Origin of the sequence: Pantoea conspicua (assembly GCF_002095315.1) — a bacterium.
In the GTDB taxonomy this organism is placed as follows: domain Bacteria; phylum Pseudomonadota; class Gammaproteobacteria; order Enterobacterales; family Enterobacteriaceae; genus Pantoea; species Pantoea conspicua.
On the sequence record NZ_MLFN01000024.1, the window covers coordinates 21,145 to 37,955 of the forward strand.

The following is a 16,811-nucleotide window of genomic DNA, read 5'->3' on the forward strand; positions in this document are numbered from 1 at the left end:
ATGTCAGGGTGTGAGTGAAATCAAAAACAACCGGCCTGGCGGCGCAGCGTTGCCAGGTCCGGTCCGGTTTAACACGCTTAACGCCGCCGGATCCACGAGTAGCGGGAGTGGTAGCCGCGGGCAAAGTGGGTATTGTGCCGATAGCTCGATCCGCTCTCCGCCATGCAATAGGTGCAGACGTTAACATTCTCAATCTGCTGCGGTGGCACGCCGGCCTGGAACAGCATCTGCGTCGCCAGCGCTGGCAGGTCAAACCAGACGCCCTGTTGCCGCGCTGTCGCCTGCGGACGTTGTGCCAGTGGGTTGACCGGCTGATTGCGCTGCCAGCGTAGCCAGCCAGCAAGGGCCGGGCGCTGCTGCATCTCTGCCAGCTGCGGCTCGCCCAGTTCGTAACAGCAAGGCCCCATCGCCGGACCGATCGCCACCCACAGGTTTTGCGGATCGCTGCCCTGTTGCTGCAGCGTTTCCACCGCGCGGGTCAGGACGCCCGCCAGCGTACCCTGCAGCCCGGCATGGACTGCTGCCACCACTTTGCGCTGAGCGTCGGCGAACAAAACCGGCAAACAGTCAGCGGTGTAGACCGCCACCGGCCGGTTTCCCGTGCTGATAATGCCATCTGATTCGCAGCTTTTAGGCGGCGTATTCTCAACATCAGTGACCACAATAGCGCTATGACGCTGATGACCATAGGCCGCATCAGCAGGCGGAGTGTCGCCAGCGGCCTGAAAGGCGTAATCGAGCCACGCCAGTGAATCGAGCAAGGTTGAGCGCGGGGTCACGGCCATAAGAATCTCCTGTCATAACGGCGTGCGTTGAGCTCCCCACAGCTTACGTTAACTGCTACATTTTTGAAGCTTTCCCACTCAGACCTTTCTCACCTTAAGGATGACATGATGAAAACCTCAGCAACCTTCGCCGCTTCCGCACTGGTCGCGCTGCTGTTAACCGGCTGTGCGACCTCGTCGCAGCAATCGGCACAGCAACAACTCGGCCAGCAGTCGGTGCTGGCGGTGAACTGGTTTCAGCAGTCAGGCGAATATCAGGCCCTGACCTGGCAAGCCTTTAACAGCGCGCGCCTCGCCTTTGACCAGGCACCGTCGCTGACCGGTAAACCTAAAGCGGTGATTGTCGATCTGGATGAAACCATGCTGGACAACAGTGCCTACAGCGCCTGGCAGGCGAAGAACGGGCAGCCGTTCAGCAGTAAAAGCTGGTCGGCATGGACCCAGGCGCGTCAGGCCAAAGCGGTGCCGGGTGCGCTGGAATTTGCGCGTTATGTGACTCAGCATGGCGGCACGCTGTTCTACGTCTCGAACCGCGATCAGCAGGACTACGCCGCCACGGTGGCCAACATGCAGCAGCTGGGCTTCCCCAATGTCAGTGACAAAACGGTTCGTCTGAATACCGAGAGCTCGAACAAGCAGGCGCGTTTCGATGCCATCAAAAATGAAGGCTACAACGTGGTGCTGTACGTCGGCGATAACCTTAATGACTTCGGCGGTTCGACCTGGCATCAGGGCAATCAACAGCGACGTGATTTTGTGAACCTGAACCACCAGCAATTCGGCACACAGTTTATCGTGCTGCCCAATCCGCTGTATGGAGACTGGGAGAGTGGGATGGCGGAAAATTACAATAAACTGACGCCACAACAGCAGCTGTCAGTGCGGGAATCGCGGCTGCAAAGCTGGAACGGTAAATAATTCGTCAAGAAAAAGAGCCTGACCTGTCCAGGCTCTGTTAACAAACGGCCCTGATTTACTTTCCTGCGTCACTATTTTGCTGCAAATCAAATAAATCATCTCTCGCTTCATTCTTATATGAAATAAAGCGGATTTCACTGCCTGTCTGACGTTAAGGCGGTGAATCATGCTAATGATTAATTTTTATAATTAAGAGTAATCCTGGTATTTAATGGGGCGGTTGGTATGGCAGACAATAACCCCGTTAATATTAATTGTATTTATTTGTCAGCGCTAACTTTAGTTAATTATATTTTTTATTTTAAATTAATGATTTTAAATAATTAATATAAAAAAATCATCCATTATGCCTCACCCGTCGTGCTGAATGAAATTTACGCATCATTGACCGGAGTTGACGTATAACTGACAAAAAGCGAGGCGTAAGCGTGCAGGGAAATAAGTGGCGTGCAATAGAAATGATTAACGTCTATAACCTTTTTCTGTGACTGGGTTCTTATTTCACTGACGGCTCCCACATTATTTGCGAGCCGATACACTTCGTAGTTAACCAGGAAGCGCCATTCCCGGTAGTAGAGAGAAGATGATTGTGACGACACTTAAACCCTTATTAGCGAAAAATCGCAGTTGGGCATTACAGCGCCGCCAGCGTAATCCGGATTATTTTAAAAAATTCCTCCATCAGCAAAAGCCCCATTCGTTATGGATTGGCTGCTCGGACAGCCGTGTTCCGGCAGAGGTATTAACCGGGTCCCACCCTGGCGAACTTTTTGTTCATCGCAATATTGCCAATATGGTGGTTGAAGACGACGACAATTTGCTGAGCGTGCTGCAATACGCGCTCTTTTTTCTCGGCGTGAAACGGATCGTATTAAGCGGGCACTACGGCTGTGGTGGCGTAGAAGCAGCGCTCAATCTGCCTGGCAGCGTGCTGGAGCATCAGGACTCAGCACTGGCGCGACGCATTAGCGCACTGCGTCACGATATTGAAGCCGGCCTGGCTGAACAACCCGCAGCCGCAGAGGCGCAGAGCGAACTGCTCGACCGCCTGGTTGAAGCCAACGTGAAGGCGCAATTCGCCAGACTGGTGCAAACCCAACCGGTACGGCAAATCTGGCAATCGGGCCAGGAACTGGAGGTGTTTGGTTGCGTTTATGACCTGCGCTCCGGTCATCTCAAAGAGTTGATTCAGCAATCTGCAGAGGAGCCTTCACCATGAATCTCGATACCCTACGCCGCGACATACCTGCGGGTCTGGTGGTTTTCCTGGTCGCGTTGCCGCTCTGTCTTGGCATTGCGCAAGCCAGCGGATTACCGCCGTTTGCCGGTCTGCTGACCGGTGTGATTGGTGGCCTGGTCGTCACCTCCCTGAGTCCGTCTCGCTTTGCCGTCAGCGGCCCGGCGGCCGGTCTGGTGACGATTGTGGTGGCTTCAATGGCCTCGCTCGGGAGCTTCTCCGCCTTTCTCACCGCGCTGATTATCGCCGGTGCCTTGCAGTGCCTGTTTGGCCTGCTGCGCGCCGGGCGATTTATCTCGCTGGTGCCGGGCAGCGTCATTAAAGGCATGCTGGCGGCGATTGGCCTGCTGCTGATCATGCAGCAGATCCCGGTTGCACTGGGGGCGGCAGGGGACGCCGAACTGATTTCGCTGGTCACGGGCGAGATGACCTTCTCGCTACCGGCGATACTGGTGGCGGGCGTCGGGTTAGCCATCCTGTGCTTATGGACGACGGCACCCGTCAAACGCATCAAGGCTCTGGCATGGATCCCGGGACCGCTGATCGCCGTGCTGATTGGCTGTCTGGCCACGGTGATGGGTGGACGCCTGTTCCCGGAGATGACGAGCGGCCTGGCGCGCATCTCACTGCCAGCGTTTGACAGCGTTTCTGCGCTGGTGGCAGAACTGGAAACGCCAGACTGGATGGCGTGGCAGAACCCACAGGTATGGGTGGTAGCGCTGACCCTGGCACTGGTGGCCAGCCTGGAGACGTTGCTGAGCCAGGAGGCGCTGAAAAAGCTGCGTCCGCAGACGCCAGCGCCTTCGCCGAACAAAGAGATGTTTGCCCAGGGGATCGGTAACCTGGCCGCCGGCTTTCTGGGCGCAATGCCGATTACCGCGGTAATCGTTCGCAGCTCCGTAAACGTCAGCGCCGGTGCGCAAACCAAACTATCGATATTCATCCACGGTGTACTGCTGCTGATTTGCGGTATGTGGTTTAGCGAGATGCTGAATGCCATCCCACTGGCCAGTCTGGCGGCGGTGCTGCTCTATACCGGCTACAAGCTGGCGACGCCGCGGCTGTTTGTGGAACAGTTCCGCATGGGCGCGCAGCAGTACGTGCCGTTCCTCGCCACCATCGTCGGGATTATTACGCTGGGTATGCTGGTGGGGATTGGTATCGGGATCGCGACCCAGATCCTCTACAGCATCTATAAAAGTCATCGCAACGCGCTGCAGCTCACCCGCTACGACGACCATTACGTGCTGCGCTTTCAGCAGAACCTGACCTTTATGCACAACCCGAAGCTGCAGGGGTTGCTGGACGAGATCCCGGAGAACAGCGTGGTGATTGTGGATAACGATAATGCTGAATATATCGATCCCGATGTTAAAGCAGTACTGAAGGATTTCGGCGATAATGCCGATAAACGGGGTATTCGCCTCAGTCAGTGGCCGGTTGCGGTAAAATAGCGCTAAGCGCAGCGGTAAAATCGTCAGAACGGCAAAAATCGGATATCTCGGATATCCGGTTTTTTTATTTACGGGGCATAATTGGCCCCATTTCCGCTGCCGCCTGACGTGATTCCCCTGTAAGGGGGCATGTTGCCTCAGTTTTCAACGTTAGCCCGTGAAGAGTGGTTTTATCGCAGGATGACTTTGGTGGCGCCCAGGATTAAATCATTCTGACGCCACGCCCGTTTCAGGCTGGCGTGGACAGCCCGTCTCTCTGCGACAAGGTCCGGATGTATGCGCGTTAAGCTGTTTGAAGAGCACAACGTTAAAAAAAATGCACTCTCGCTATTTTTAATCACCCTGCTGTTTAGCTTTATCGGCGGACACCTGCGCATTCCGCAGGAGCTGTCGCTGTTCTGGCCGGTCAATGCAATTGTCGCGGGGGTGATTGTCCGGAATCCCTTTCTGCATCAGGCTCGTTATTACGTCACCTGCTTCACAGCGATGGTGTTCAACGACACGGTTTTTTCCGGCTGGACGCTGGCGGCCCTGACTCTCAATGTTGCCAACCTGCTGTTTATCCTGGTCGCGGTCTCGCTGCTGGTGAAACATCTCCAGCATGACTCGGGCAGTGAACGTATCACCAGCGTATTACGTATTTTCCCGGCCTGCCTGCTGGCGGCGCTGGTGTGTGCTGCCTGGGGCGCGCTGGCGCAGCAGGCCAGGTTTGATGCCGCGCTGGCGACGGCCTGGGGCGACTGGTTTAGTGAGCAATTCTCCACCGGGCTGATGCTGTTGCCGTTTCTGCTGACGCGTGACTGGCGAACCCTGTCGCTGCGCCAGTTACTGCATATGCGCAAGCTTTCACCGGTGATCGCGGTGGTCTTTTCACTGATGGTCGGCGCGATGATGGGCGGGGCGGGCAGCCTGACATTCCCGGTCCCGGCGCTGATCTGGTGCGCTATCGTCTTGCCGATGACGCTCACCAGCCTGGTGATTTTACTGACCGGCATTACCGAAATCATTCTGGTGTCGCATGGCGTGATGAACATTCAGGGCAATGATAATCTGCTGCCGATCAGCCATCTGACTTCAGCACGGCTGGGCGTGGCGACGATTGCCATCAGTCCACTGATTGTGGCGGCCAGCATGGATGCCATTCGTCAGCTTAATCAGCGTCTGGCGCTGCGGGCCAATTACGATTTCCTGACCCAGCTGTTGTCGCGGTCCGGCCTGTATGAAAGCCTGCGTACTGAACCTTTCAGTTCGTCGCGTAAAGCCGGGGTGATCCTGCTGGATGTCGACTATTTCAAATCCATAAATGACAACTTCGGCCATGATGCCGGTGACAGCGTGCTGGAAGAGATCGCCCGGCGTATGCAGCGGGTGGTAGGTAAAAAAGGGCGCATCTGCCGTTTTGGTGGTGAAGAGTTTGTGGTGGTGTTGTTCGATCAGGACCCGGAAGCGCTCTATTTTCTCGCCGAGCTGATTCGTCAGACCATGGCGAAAGAGAAATTCTGGCTGCAGGGCAGTACGGTCACGGTGACGGTCAGCTTAGGACTGGCGCATGGCAGCGCCGGTAACGCGGGCGACTGGCCGAGGGTGATTAACCGGTTAATTTCGGCGGCCGACAAGAACCTCTATCTGTCGAAACGTAATGGCCGCAATCAGACCTCGCCGGTTAACCACCGCGCCATCACCAGCGACGTGGCCTGAAACCACGTCGCTGAGGGCGATTAGCTGACGCTGCTTTTCAGGCTGCTGGCCTGCTGGTGGCGTTCCATTGCCAGCTCAATCAGACGGGTGATCAGATCCTGATAACTGAGTCCGGCTGCCTGCCACAGTTTGGGATACATGCTGATGTTGGTGAAGCCCGGCAGCGTATTGATTTCATTAACGATGATCTCACCCTCATCGGTCAAAAACACATCGACCCGCGCCATGCCGAAACACTCCAGCGCCGTAAACGCCTTAATGGCAACCTCCCGGATCGCTTCGCTGGACGCAGCAGAAATCGCCGCGGGCACCACCGTCTGCGCGCCGCTTTCAGAGATATATTTGGTGTCATACGAGTAGAACGCGTCATGCACCACGACCTCACCGCAGGGACTGGCTTCCGGAGTATCATTGCCCAGCACCGCACACTCAATTTCGCGGCCTTTAATGCCTGTTTCGATCAGGACTTTACGGTCAAAGGTAAAGGCCAGATCCAGCGCCGCCTCAAAGGCGTCCGCACTGTCGACTTTACTGACGCCAACGGATGAGCCCTGATTAGCCGGTTTGATGAACAATGGCAGGCCAAGGCGATCAATCACCGCCTCAGCATCCAGCGTGGCGCGCTGCGCCCGGGTAACGCTCAGCCACGGCGCGACATTCAGACCGGCATCACGTAACAGGCGCTTGGTAAAGTCTTTGTCCATGCTGACCGCAGAACCCAGCACGTCAGAACCGACAAATGGCAGTGAGGCCATGCGCAGTAAACCCTGCAGTGAACCGTCTTCTCCCAGCGTGCCGTGTACGATTGGGAAAATCACATCGATCTGCGACAGCGGATGCGCATCATGACGGGTAATCAGCGGTTGCTGCTGGTTGCCGGGCACCAGTGCGATATCTTCAGCCGCGCGATTCAGGGCAATCAGGGCCGGATTTTCAGCGTTAAGTAAGAAGTTGGAGGCATCGTTCAGACGCCAGTGTCCCTGCTTATCAATCCCCAGTAACACCACCTCAAACCTGGTTTTGTCGATCGCATCAAGAATATTTTTGGCTGACTGCAACGACACTTCATGCTCAGCCGATTTGCCGCCAAATACGATCCCTACCCGCAACTTTGTCATCAATTTCTGCCTGCTGAAAAATCAAAACCACAAGATAACATGCAGCTCTCAAATGAAAACAGGGTGGGGCGGCAGAATGTTGGGTGTGAGTTGCCCGGAGAGGACAAGCGGCGGCTGACAACTATCGTAATCGGGAAGACATCGTTCTGATGAAAATGCAGCTTTTGCGATTTGATTAAGAAAGATGTCTGTTTTTGCATTTATGTCATGCCTGCTTGATTGAGGTCACTATTCGTTCAGGTTAAACCTTTATGGTTCAAATCATGTTCCTCAGTCAGGATGACAGGAGTTTGACATGGCAGTTATTCCACTCATGCCCGGTGAGGGCTTTGCTCTTCTTGCCAGAAACATCGCAGAGGCTCGTCGCGTTGGTATGCCGCGAAACATGGCGACGCCTCCGGTTTATTTGTGGTTTTATCTCAAGGTTCGAAATCATGGCCCCTGGGATTACAAACAAATGAATCCTGTCTGGGCAAATTTTGGTAACTTCAATTATGGCGCAACGGGAACGGCTGCCGGTATTCCTGCCAATGTTTTATACAGAGGCGGGGGATTCGCACAGAATCGGGCTAAAACGTCAAAAAAAGAGTGGGGGCATTGGTATGAACAAATACCCTATGGTGATGATCCTAGAGACCAGTATTGGATCAAACAGGGAATAGATTATGCCAATCAGCACGGCTATTAGGTCACTTCATTGGGCGGTAACGATCATATTAGCTTTGACTGTCGCAGTGATGGGTTATGTCTGGTATCTGAATTCTCGTCCGCCAGATGACGAACTCATCAGTAAGCGGCAGTTATCACAGGACGTCTGGCTCTATGTCACCCGATATAAAAATTCGAGTGCTACTGATAGCAACGTTTATCGCTATTATTTGAATCGTCATATTGAGCATCCTATGCCCATTATTCAGCAATCAGCGCCGGTATTGACTGCGGATGTCGGGGATGCAGCGGTAAAGGCGATTGGCGATCACGTGATGATCAGTGTAACAGGCAAGGTTTTTAACTATTCCAGTTCCGCATTTTACTATGACGGCTCTACCGTTGTAATGCCACGTATTGATTTAAACGCAACTGCCAGCAATCCATGGAAATGAAAACCGGGCTATTCATTGCCCGGTTGGTTCGTTATCTTTCGTTCCAGCAGTCAGAATGCTGAACGTTACCATCACAGTATTTCCAGGTTATTTTTTCATAAAGCAGAGAAACAGACTCAAGATGATTAATTTTTTCCACACCGGCCATCTTTATATTCGGCATTCCGGGGTTTACTGAAACGATCTTTACGCCTTCCAGTAACATATTGAAGTATTCAATTTCCTGCCCGGCATCACTGATTTTATACCACTTAAACTCAGCTGATTGCAGCGTCTGGCCTGATGTCACGGCTTTGTATAAGTAAGGGCTTGCTGAATCAAACTCCTTTTCCAGCGTAACAGGAGCATGAGTACGTATGCCTGTTATTCTGCCCGTCTGATAGTCAACCGGTAATGACACACCATGAGAAAAGCCAATTATTTCAATACTGTTTTCTCGATTTTCTATATCGACGCTGCCTTTAATAAGTGCGCCACCATCATCTTTCAACCAGAGGTAAGCTGGGATGGCATAAGTAACTCCTTTTAGATTAATCCATATAAAAATTCATGCAATCCATGTTAAGTATAAGTATAAGTATAAGTATAAGTATAAGGATAAGAGAAGTGGTGAGTAAACTTTATTCTTATTATAAATCGGAACGTATCTTCTTTGAGTGTTGTACCAATTTCAATGCAATGCCTGATGTGCAGCAATATGTTAAAATATAATGTATATTGTGATAGGGAGAGATTTTTTGTTAAAGGCCCGGCGGTTTAATAGATATAGGTTTAAAACTTAGTTGTTTATATAAGGCAAGTTATTTTCTTTTATTTGTTAACTGCTTTCGTGGAAATTAATAAAATCTAAGTCAGCCAGAAAATTCCTGAAGAGTATTTTTCTTACATAGATGTTGGAGACTGTGGTTTTGAGGCACAAGGGAATAGTGGGGTTAGCGACTAAAGCAGTTGCGCGGCCTGCAACGTGAGCACATGGCAATTGTAGTAGAGTAGGTACAGAAAGCCGCATCACCTTACGTTTCCCGCAGCACGCTGGCCGAATGGATAGAGCAGAAAAAACGTAACCGTGAATTCTTCAAACGCTTTGATCTCATCAATCAGGACGGGGACCGTATTGCGCTGGATGAAATGGTCAACCGCAGCGTGTCAGTGCCTGGTCAAATGGGAAAAGGTCGCTAAATTGACCGAAGCGGCAGCGGAGGCTGGTTTTTCTGGCGGAATCGCCGCCCCCCTTGGAGCTCTGTCAATAACTGTACGGGGCCAGAGTGCCGACGGTTAGAGCTGGAGGGACCAAACGGTGATGAATATGAAAGTGGGCTGTTACTTAAGGGCCGTAGCCTCAATGCAGGTGCGAAAATGCGGCTTATCTACCGGAACGGCAGATTGCAGGAAAAACCATTCTGATCTGGCAAGATTCAGATCAAAGCCATTGATACATAAAAATAGTTTCAATTCCGACTGGATTTTCTATACTGCATGCATAAACAGTAGTTGTAAGCAGATGAGGGAACATGCAGGACTATCTTTTGGAGTCGGTGAAGCTTCAGCGTATTGATTTCTTTTTAAAACTTGTTGCTGTCAGTGATTGTAGTGATCAAGAAAAACGCATGGCAATTGAGTGGGTTTCCGAACTCACAGATGAGTTAATGGCGCGCCTGCGAAAGCATGAATACAGCCTTTTAATGAATCAGGCTGAATGATGAAAGGCCTAACAGAACTATGAGCCGTGAATGCATGACTATGCTGCATGAAATCGCATGATCCCAAAAGGATCTCTGATGCTCAGGCCCGCTAGTCTTGGCGGGTCTTTGTATATGTCATGCACCTGCATGAAAACCGCTGTATAAAGCGCGCAGGCGTGGCGGGGGTACGAGCGCGCGCTATAAGATTTGCTTGTTGATCTTTACTCGTTATTGAGGTTATAAATTAGGATAAATCCGAGGGGTGCTACATGAAATTTTTAACCAAAACTATCGCTTTGTTATTAACTATTTCTTGCGCTATTTGGTTGTTTATAAAGCCAGGTTTTGATTCCGGTACCGCCCTTTTAGCTGCATTAGTTACTCTTGTCGGCTTGTTTATTGCTGACAAAGCCCAATCATCCTTCTTTCAACAAAAAGTTAGTGGCGGATCTACAGGAATTCAGGCTGGAGGGAATGTGAACATTAACTCAAAAGAAAACAGTAAGGATCAGATATGAGCTTATTTAATGCAGGCACGAGTCAAGAAGTTTCTAATGGCTCAACAGCAATTCAAGCTCAGGGTGACGTAACCATAACTAATGGTTTGTCGGCACAAGACGTAAAAGTTATATTTGAATTGTTGTTCGAGAATCAGTTCCCAAAAATACAAGAGATAGCTCGTCAGCAAGCCATACTAAATGGCAATGAATTTCAAGCTAAAGTCATTTCAGATCTGCATAAAAACTCAAAACGCATTATTACAGATAAATTTAAAGACCCTGACGTTCAAGCTTTACTAAATGATGCTTTAATCTCCGCTTCTCGCAAGGGGGAGAAGTCGCATCCAGAATTATTGTCTAAGTTGATTGTTGAGAAAGTCTCTAGTGGAAATTCAGATTTAAAAGACATTGTAATCTCAGAGGCTATCGACGTTATACCGAAACTGACTAAGCAGCAAATAGCCCTGATGTGTGGTGTATTTATTTTAAAAGACATGCAAATATCTTCCCCTTCAGGCGAGGTTATTTATTTGCTCTCCCGCTTTCATGATAAATTTGAAAAAACATTTGGTTTAGATTTTAACTTATCTAACACAAACCTAAATCATATAAGCTACACTGGCGCTTGTAATTACAATGATTTTATGGGTATTAATGCTATTGATGCTTATCTTGGCAAATACAATAATTTTGGCGCAGCAAACAAAATCGAAGCGCAAGCAAAAGTTAAGGCAGTCGCACCATCCATTCATAATTTCCTTGAGAGAATTAACACACCAACGATAGGTGGCATCACTTTAACTAGCGTGGGATTAGCAATAGCCATTACGGCTATTAACGAAATTCAACAAATTGAATATTCAAATTGGATAAGATAAAGAGGTATTCCTCTTTATCTTTCTGGGCGCTTATATGCCTAAGCTGTAAGATTCAAAACGGATAACATCCTCACCTAGCCGAACATTTAACTCTTCAAACCGCTTCTGAAGTGGAATAAGTTCATTACGCACAAACACCTTGCTGGCCTTCTCAATGTCACCAAACCCGCCAGTGTTGTTCGGGATAATTCCCATCAACTGCGGCGGCACACGATGCACGGCCAGCATGTCGTCGCGGCTCACGTTTTTAATGTTCAGAAACTCATCCTTTGCCGCCACCTCTGACAGCGGGATGATCTGGATGCCGTCCTTTTTCCCGTTTGGGCTGTACATAAACAGGTTGCGGAAGTTGCCAGGGCCCTTTGCGCTTTTCATGGCACCGCGGATATTGTCCACGTCCTGCTGGCTCTGCGCCGGATCGGTCATGTACATGATGAAACCCGCATGGCTGCCGTTAAGGTAATACTTGCGGCGGAACAGCGTGGCCGACTCATTCAGCAGCGCCGACGGGATGGCCGACAGGTAGCCCGGCAGGCCGTAAATCTCCTGATTGATGTCCGGCTCCATCAGGTGAAACACGCTTCCCTTCGCAAACTCATAAGGCTCCGTGTTAATGCCGTAGTGCGCATACCAGTACGTGTCCAGGTCGAGGCCACGCCGGGTGAACTTCGCCAGCGACGGCTCCAGCTTCAGCACGTTACCGAGGCGGCTGGTCCGCTTCTCCAGGTAGGCATTACCAAAAATCAGATAGTCCAGCGCAAAGCGGCTGAACGCCTGCTGATTCAGCAGCGGATGCGGGATAAAGGTACTCGCCAGAATGTTGCACTTCACACTGATGGGTGAGCTGTGATGCACGGCGGCGCGGAACGTGCGCGCCAGCCCGTCAACGCTCACGGGCGGTTCATACCAGCGATCATTGATAACACACTCCACGTAGTCCAGCAGTTCGCGGCGGTCCAGCACCGGGATCGGGTCGCCAAAGGTAAACGCCTCCGACGCTGCCCCGCTGGTCATGTTATCCGGCTGCGGCACGGGCTGCGTGCGGGTGCGGTTCCTGCGTTTGCTCATCAGTAAATCTCCACAATGTTCTGCGTATGTGCCGCCTGTCCCTGCAGCGGCTCGTTTGCCAGTGCGTGCATGGTCGCCCAGGCTAAATCGCCGTGGCTGACTTCTTCGCTGCGGCTGGTTTCATAGGTCGGACGGTTGCCGCTGGCCGTGGTGGCCTTGCGGATAGACATGAATGACTGCGCGATGTCGAGGTGGCTGGCGTCAAACTCCAGCCGCCCGCTGGCGATGGTGTCGTAAGCCTTCAGCACCAGGGCGTTTTTGACGTTCGGGTTATAGACAAATTCTTTCACCTGCGGAAAGAAGGCTTTGACGTTTTCGTAAACGCCCAGCCCGACGCCGGTGGAGTCGATGCCGATATAGGACCAGAATATGCCCGCACATCAGGCAGTCATAGCGGCACAGGCCAAAGAGCTGAGTCAGAAATAAACAGCCAGCTGAATGCCCTGAACACCCTGACCCAGACCAGGAGCGCAGCCTGATTTTGCAGAGATGACAGCGCGAACGGGCGATGTGTCATCTGACCGGCGAAATATGAAAAGGCGGCTTTGCAGCCTGCCGGGTGTTATCGCGAGGGCTGTAATTACTGGAATGCCGCAGCCAGCTATCGGGAATTAAAGCGTAACCGCCTGGCTGAGAAGATAGGGAGCCGAAACACTCTGCCCTGGCAGCAAAATTCGGTACTGAAGAATATATAAACTAACGCTTTAATGATCCGGCTTTTTCATCCTGATTTTCTTATTGTCCTATTTCAGGTATTTATTGAGATTCCCGCCGGTATAGCCGATCAGACAGAAAAATTTCTTCTTAAATATCCCCTGCGATGCGCTGCTTTTACAATGTTCAACAGTGTGAGCACGGTCAAACCCATCCGAAAAAGATTTTAATATACTAGAATGGTAGAGCGGCTTTGGCAGGCCGTCGGGAGTGTTAATTTATTGTCTAAAGCAGACAGATAAACGGTTTTGCAACAGGTGAAGAAAGGAAAAACTCTATAAATTCAATTTGTTGAAAGCCGAATTAGCCCAGGTCTCTATTTAAACCGTTAATATCGAAGGTGATAGGATGTTGTTATTCCAGCAGAGAGCTTTCTCTGGTTTATTGTTCGCGATATTGATTATTTCGGCATGAAATTAGTGAAAGAAAGCAATCGGAGTTACCGGAGAGGTAACAGATGAGTGACCGTAATTGCCAGGGATGTTACAGCGCAAAATTTTAGTTTTAAATCACTATAACCCTATCGCTATTTTGAGGCTATTTATGCTACCTTTTTTATCGCTTTTTTGGGTGCTGGCGGGGATCGTTATCCTGGTTGTACTTAATCTGAAGTATAAAGTCCATAATATTTTCTCTTTGCTGATTGCCGGCATATTTGTAGCCATTATGGTCGGTATTCCTTTAGGTAAAATCGTAACGGTTATTCAGCAGGGCATTGGCAGTATTATGGGTCACCTCGCGCTGATTATTATATTTGGTGCGATTATTGGCAAATTCATGACCGAATCCGGGGCCAGTCAGAAAATTGCCGATACGGTGATACGGCATTGTGGTACCCGCTATCTTTCTATCGGTCTGATGTTTATTGGGGTGATATTTGGTATCGCGATGTTTTATGAAGTTGCCTTTCTGATTGCCATGCCATTGGTGATGAACATCGCGGTGAAAGCCAACATTCCCTACATGAAACTGGTTATCCCGACGGTGGTGGGCGCGACGATGGGACACAGCCTGTTCCCGCCTCAGCCTGGCCCGGTTGCGTTAATAAGCGCGTTCAATGCCGATATCGTCCAGGTCTACCTTTATGGCATGTTGGTGATTTTGCCAGCCTTATATTGTGCGGGCATCTTATTACCCAGGTTTTTGCCAGGCATTAACCGTATTCCGCTTAACTCGATTATCAAACCGATCGAAGAAATCGATCCCCAGCGACTCCCCTCTTTTAAAATCAGTATCCTGATTCCGTTGATTCCGGCCATCCTGATGATTCTCGCTTCCGTGGTAAGACCGCTGGCGGGTGAAGATTCGATGCTAACTCAGGTATGCAAGTTGTCAGGCAGCGCGGAAATCAGCATGTTACTGGCGACCTTCACGGCGATCTGGTTTCTGGGCATTAAGCGCGGCATGACGGCTGATGGCATTACGCAGCATGTCTCAAAATCGATTTCTCAGATTGCCAACGTGCTTTTTGTCATCAGCGCCGGCGGTATTCTGAAGCAGGTGATTATCGATTCTGATGTCGGTGACAGCATCGTTCAGCTGATGAGCCATGTTCCCTTCTCGCCCTTTATTATCGCCTGGTTAATCACTGCCGTTATCCGCATTCTTACCGGACAGGGCGCGGTTGCCGCCATCACCTCCGCCGGTATTGTCGCGCCGATGATTGGCGCCTTCGATCTCAATCCCGCCTTAATGGTGCTTGCCGTCGCCTGTGGCAGTAACACCATTACCCTGATGTACGACGGTGGCTTTTTATTGTTTAAAGAGACGTTTGGTATCTCAATGAAAGACACCTTTAAAACCTGGGGATTACTGGAGTTAATTAACTCAGTGGTGGGGTTGGGAATGGTGATGCTGATTAGTCAGTTTTTAGGGTAAGTGTCGGCCCGCTTAGCTGGACCCTATGGTTTAAGCGGGCAGGTTATCTGATATTTATCCCAGACGGGCGATACGCGAGCTGGCCTCGTCAAGATGATGGCGTAATGCCTCAAGGCATGGGGCGAAATTGGCGGAGAAACGCCCGCAACGGCTCGCTATAACAAAGCAGTTCTCAGCCAGGCCCAGTGCTTCCTGCCAGATATCCCGGCTGATTACTTCCGGTAGTGATGCTGGTCGAAGCGCGTTTACGATTGCGCCACCCGCTATGGGAGCGAACCCCATAGGCAGAATATCGTAGGCCGGTGCTAGCTGATACGGGCGACCGTGGCTGCTAAAGAACGACAGGTTTCCGTGGTGCATGTCGGTATTGCCAATTAGCATTCCAAATGCCCAGAGCCGGGCAGTACCCGCTGCGGCATCAGGATGGACATGCCCTTGCTTCACAAGGCTGTTAACCAGAACAGGCCAGGGGGCGCTGGCATTGCCGACAAATTCTGCCTCAAGTGCCCGCAGTGAGAAGATGCCAATACGTCCCAGTTTGCCAACGCGGTCGAATCGGGGGATCTCCAGGAATCGCTGACCACCAAAATCATATACCTCAGTCTCCACACCGAGCACCCTCAATGCCAGGTGCTCGGCTAGCAGGAGGTCGCGCCAACGTTCGCTAATCGGATTATCGTCCGGGGCTGAGAATTTCACTAAGACGTGACCGCGTTCTGTATAAGTGCAAAATTTCGGCTGTTCCCCGCCTGCAGATGATCCCGGTGCTTCACCGGCTCCAGCCGCTATTGCCAAAGCGGGGTAGGCTGTGGCGCGCTCAACGGGGATGGGTTCCGGCATTTCAAGGAAACGTTCCCGAGCCTGCTCTCCTATCAGCAGGTTGCCGATAGCATCATGGCCCTGTGCAAGCAATGCCCTGACGACATCCTGGTCTGCCCATTGTTCTGGATTCGCTGGCAGACCGAGAGCGGTCGCATAGGCTGATGCGTAGGCTCGCCCGAGATACCCTTGTGGACGCATATCAAACAGCCACCACGGCAGCCCGTCACTATGAAGACTTATTTTGTCGGTCTGTACCATGACAAATCCCTCAGGATGAACCGGAATCAGCTCGCCAAGGGGTCTGATGCGCCCTTCATCAGTGATGCGGTAAATGGGGGCAGATCGAAATCCGCGATAAACATCGCGCAGAACGTACTGAATAGATGGACCCGCTCCAATCCGAACAATGTCATCGCCCATATCTCTTATTGCGCGGGAGAGTGTTGGCTGGCTAATACCCATTATTTCAATCAGTTGCCGAGTTTGTGTTGGGCCATGGCTGAGTAATCGGCGTATCGTTTCAGAGCGAGTGGGCATAAAGTTGAATCGCTTTTTGAATAGATAAGTGAATAGATAGATGAATGTATACCCTATCACTTCTTCTACAATCCGTCCCTCCAGAGGGGCATAGTCCCACGTCCTGATCGGGGACTCATTAGTGCAATCCGGATAATTAAATTCAACCCTATCCATGGCAGGGCGGTCATGTAAGTATCCCGCATAATCGTGCCATTCACATTTAGAGATCATCCGGCATAATCAATCTGCCAACGAAGGAGATCGCTATGCGTAAAGTCCGTTTTACTGAGCATCAGATCATCGCTGTGATTAAGTCGGGTGAAGCAGGATGAACTGTTAAAGATGTCTGCCGGGAGGCCGGTATTTCTTAATTGTAGTGGTCAATAAAAATTGGCCAGCTGCGCCAGAGCATTGCCGGGACGCGCCACTGCTGGCTT

The 16,811-nt window shown here is 51.0% G+C and carries 15 protein-coding genes and 2 pseudogenes; 11 read left to right on the top strand and 6 right to left on the bottom strand.

Translation table 11 applies throughout. The annotated features are described in order from the left end of the window. Positions 1 to 77: 77 nt before the first annotated feature. Entirely contained in the window at positions 78 to 785 is a 708-nt protein-coding gene (locus HA41_RS10360) for a purine nucleoside phosphorylase YfiH/LACC1 family protein (RefSeq protein ID WP_094120722.1), read from the bottom strand. Positions 786 to 893: 108 nt separating this feature from the next. Here HA41_RS10360 and HA41_RS10365 point away from each other — a divergent pair, with 108 nt between their 5' ends. From HA41_RS10365 to HA41_RS10380, 4 genes are all read left to right on the top strand, one after another. After that, on the top strand, positions 894 to 1,703 hold the full coding sequence (locus tag HA41_RS10365) for a 5'-nucleotidase, lipoprotein e(P4) family (protein ID WP_094120723.1): 810 nt from the start codon (positions 894 to 896) through the stop codon (positions 1,701 to 1,703). A gap of 583 nt (positions 1,704 to 2,286) precedes the next feature. After that, positions 2,287 to 2,922 (top strand): carbonic anhydrase, encoded by a 636-nt coding sequence (locus HA41_RS10370; RefSeq protein ID WP_094120724.1) that lies wholly within the window; start codon positions 2,287 to 2,289, stop codon positions 2,920 to 2,922. Beyond that, positions 2,919 to 4,394 (top strand): SulP family inorganic anion transporter, encoded by a 1,476-nt coding sequence (locus tag HA41_RS10375; RefSeq protein WP_094120725.1) that lies wholly within the window; start codon positions 2,919 to 2,921, stop codon positions 4,392 to 4,394. The genes HA41_RS10370 and HA41_RS10375 overlap by 4 nt, the downstream gene beginning before the upstream one ends. 276 nt (positions 4,395 to 4,670) lie before the next feature. Further along, a complete protein-coding gene (locus tag HA41_RS10380; RefSeq protein ID WP_094120726.1) occupies positions 4,671 to 6,092 on the top strand; it encodes a GGDEF domain-containing protein in 1,422 nt (473 codons plus the stop codon). A gap of 20 nt (positions 6,093 to 6,112) precedes the next feature. Here the strand turns inward: HA41_RS10380 and ddlA are convergent, their stop codons facing one another. Further along, entirely contained in the window at positions 6,113 to 7,210 is a 1,098-nt protein-coding gene (ddlA, locus tag HA41_RS10385; RefSeq protein WP_094120727.1) for a D-alanine--D-alanine ligase, read from the bottom strand. A gap of 295 nt (positions 7,211 to 7,505) precedes the next feature. On the opposite strand from ddlA, the gene HA41_RS10390 reads away from it, so the two are divergent. After that, positions 7,506 to 7,898: a polymorphic toxin type 44 domain-containing protein gene (locus HA41_RS10390; RefSeq protein ID WP_167373378.1), complete on the top strand. Its 393-nt coding sequence runs from the start codon at positions 7,506 to 7,508 to the stop codon at positions 7,896 to 7,898. Beyond that, positions 7,876 to 8,313: a hypothetical protein gene (locus tag HA41_RS10395; RefSeq protein WP_143807313.1), complete on the top strand. Its 438-nt coding sequence runs from the start codon at positions 7,876 to 7,878 to the stop codon at positions 8,311 to 8,313. The genes HA41_RS10390 and HA41_RS10395 overlap by 23 nt, the downstream gene beginning before the upstream one ends. Before the next feature lie 31 nt (positions 8,314 to 8,344). Here HA41_RS10395 and HA41_RS10400 read toward each other — a convergent pair whose 3' ends face one another. Beyond that, on the bottom strand, positions 8,345 to 8,848 hold the full coding sequence (locus HA41_RS10400) for an Hcp family type VI secretion system effector (RefSeq protein WP_094120729.1): 504 nt from the start codon (positions 8,846 to 8,848) through the stop codon (positions 8,345 to 8,347). A 401-nt stretch (positions 8,849 to 9,249) separates the two neighbouring features. Between HA41_RS10400 and HA41_RS10405 the strand changes: the two are divergent. From HA41_RS10405 to HA41_RS10420, 4 genes and pseudogenes are all read left to right on the top strand, one after another. Beyond that, positions 9,250 to 9,468, top strand: a pseudogene (locus tag HA41_RS10405) (replication endonuclease); the annotation flags it as partial. Positions 9,469 to 9,824: 356 nt separating this feature from the next. Beyond that, positions 9,825 to 10,013, top strand: coding sequence for a hypothetical protein (locus HA41_RS10410; protein ID WP_094120730.1), 189 nt, complete (start codon positions 9,825 to 9,827; stop codon positions 10,011 to 10,013). Positions 10,014 to 10,264: 251 nt separating this feature from the next. Beyond that, a complete protein-coding gene (locus HA41_RS10415; RefSeq protein ID WP_094120731.1) occupies positions 10,265 to 10,513 on the top strand; it encodes a hypothetical protein in 249 nt (82 codons plus the stop codon). Continuing rightward, positions 10,510 to 11,373, top strand: a complete 864-nt coding sequence (locus HA41_RS10420; RefSeq protein ID WP_094120732.1) for an LPO_1073/Vpar_1526 family protein — start codon at positions 10,510 to 10,512, stop codon at positions 11,371 to 11,373. Before HA41_RS10415 ends, HA41_RS10420 begins: the two co-directional genes overlap by 4 nt. 30 nt (positions 11,374 to 11,403) lie before the next feature. Here HA41_RS10420 and HA41_RS10425 read toward each other — a convergent pair whose 3' ends face one another. Together HA41_RS10425 and HA41_RS10430 are read right to left on the bottom strand one after the other, a co-directional pair. Next, positions 11,404 to 12,441, bottom strand: coding sequence for a phage portal protein (locus HA41_RS10425; RefSeq protein ID WP_094120733.1), 1,038 nt, complete (start codon positions 12,439 to 12,441; stop codon positions 11,404 to 11,406). Further along, a pseudogene (locus HA41_RS10430) lies at positions 12,441 to 12,803 on the bottom strand (phage terminase large subunit family protein); the annotation flags it as partial. The pseudogene HA41_RS10430 and the gene HA41_RS10425, both read right to left, overlap by 1 nt. An 895-nt stretch (positions 12,804 to 13,698) precedes the next feature. On the opposite strand from HA41_RS10430, the gene HA41_RS10435 reads away from it, so the two are divergent. After that, complete coding sequence (locus HA41_RS10435; RefSeq protein ID WP_094120734.1) at positions 13,699 to 15,033, top strand: gluconate:H+ symporter; 1,335 nt, start codon at positions 13,699 to 13,701, stop codon at positions 15,031 to 15,033. 54 nt (positions 15,034 to 15,087) lie between these two features. On the opposite strand, the gene yjjJ is transcribed toward HA41_RS10435, so the two are convergent. Beyond that, positions 15,088 to 16,392: a type II toxin-antitoxin system HipA family toxin YjjJ gene (yjjJ, locus tag HA41_RS10440; protein WP_094120745.1), complete on the bottom strand. Its 1,305-nt coding sequence runs from the start codon at positions 16,390 to 16,392 to the stop codon at positions 15,088 to 15,090. Positions 16,393 to 16,811: the final 419 nt, after the last annotated feature.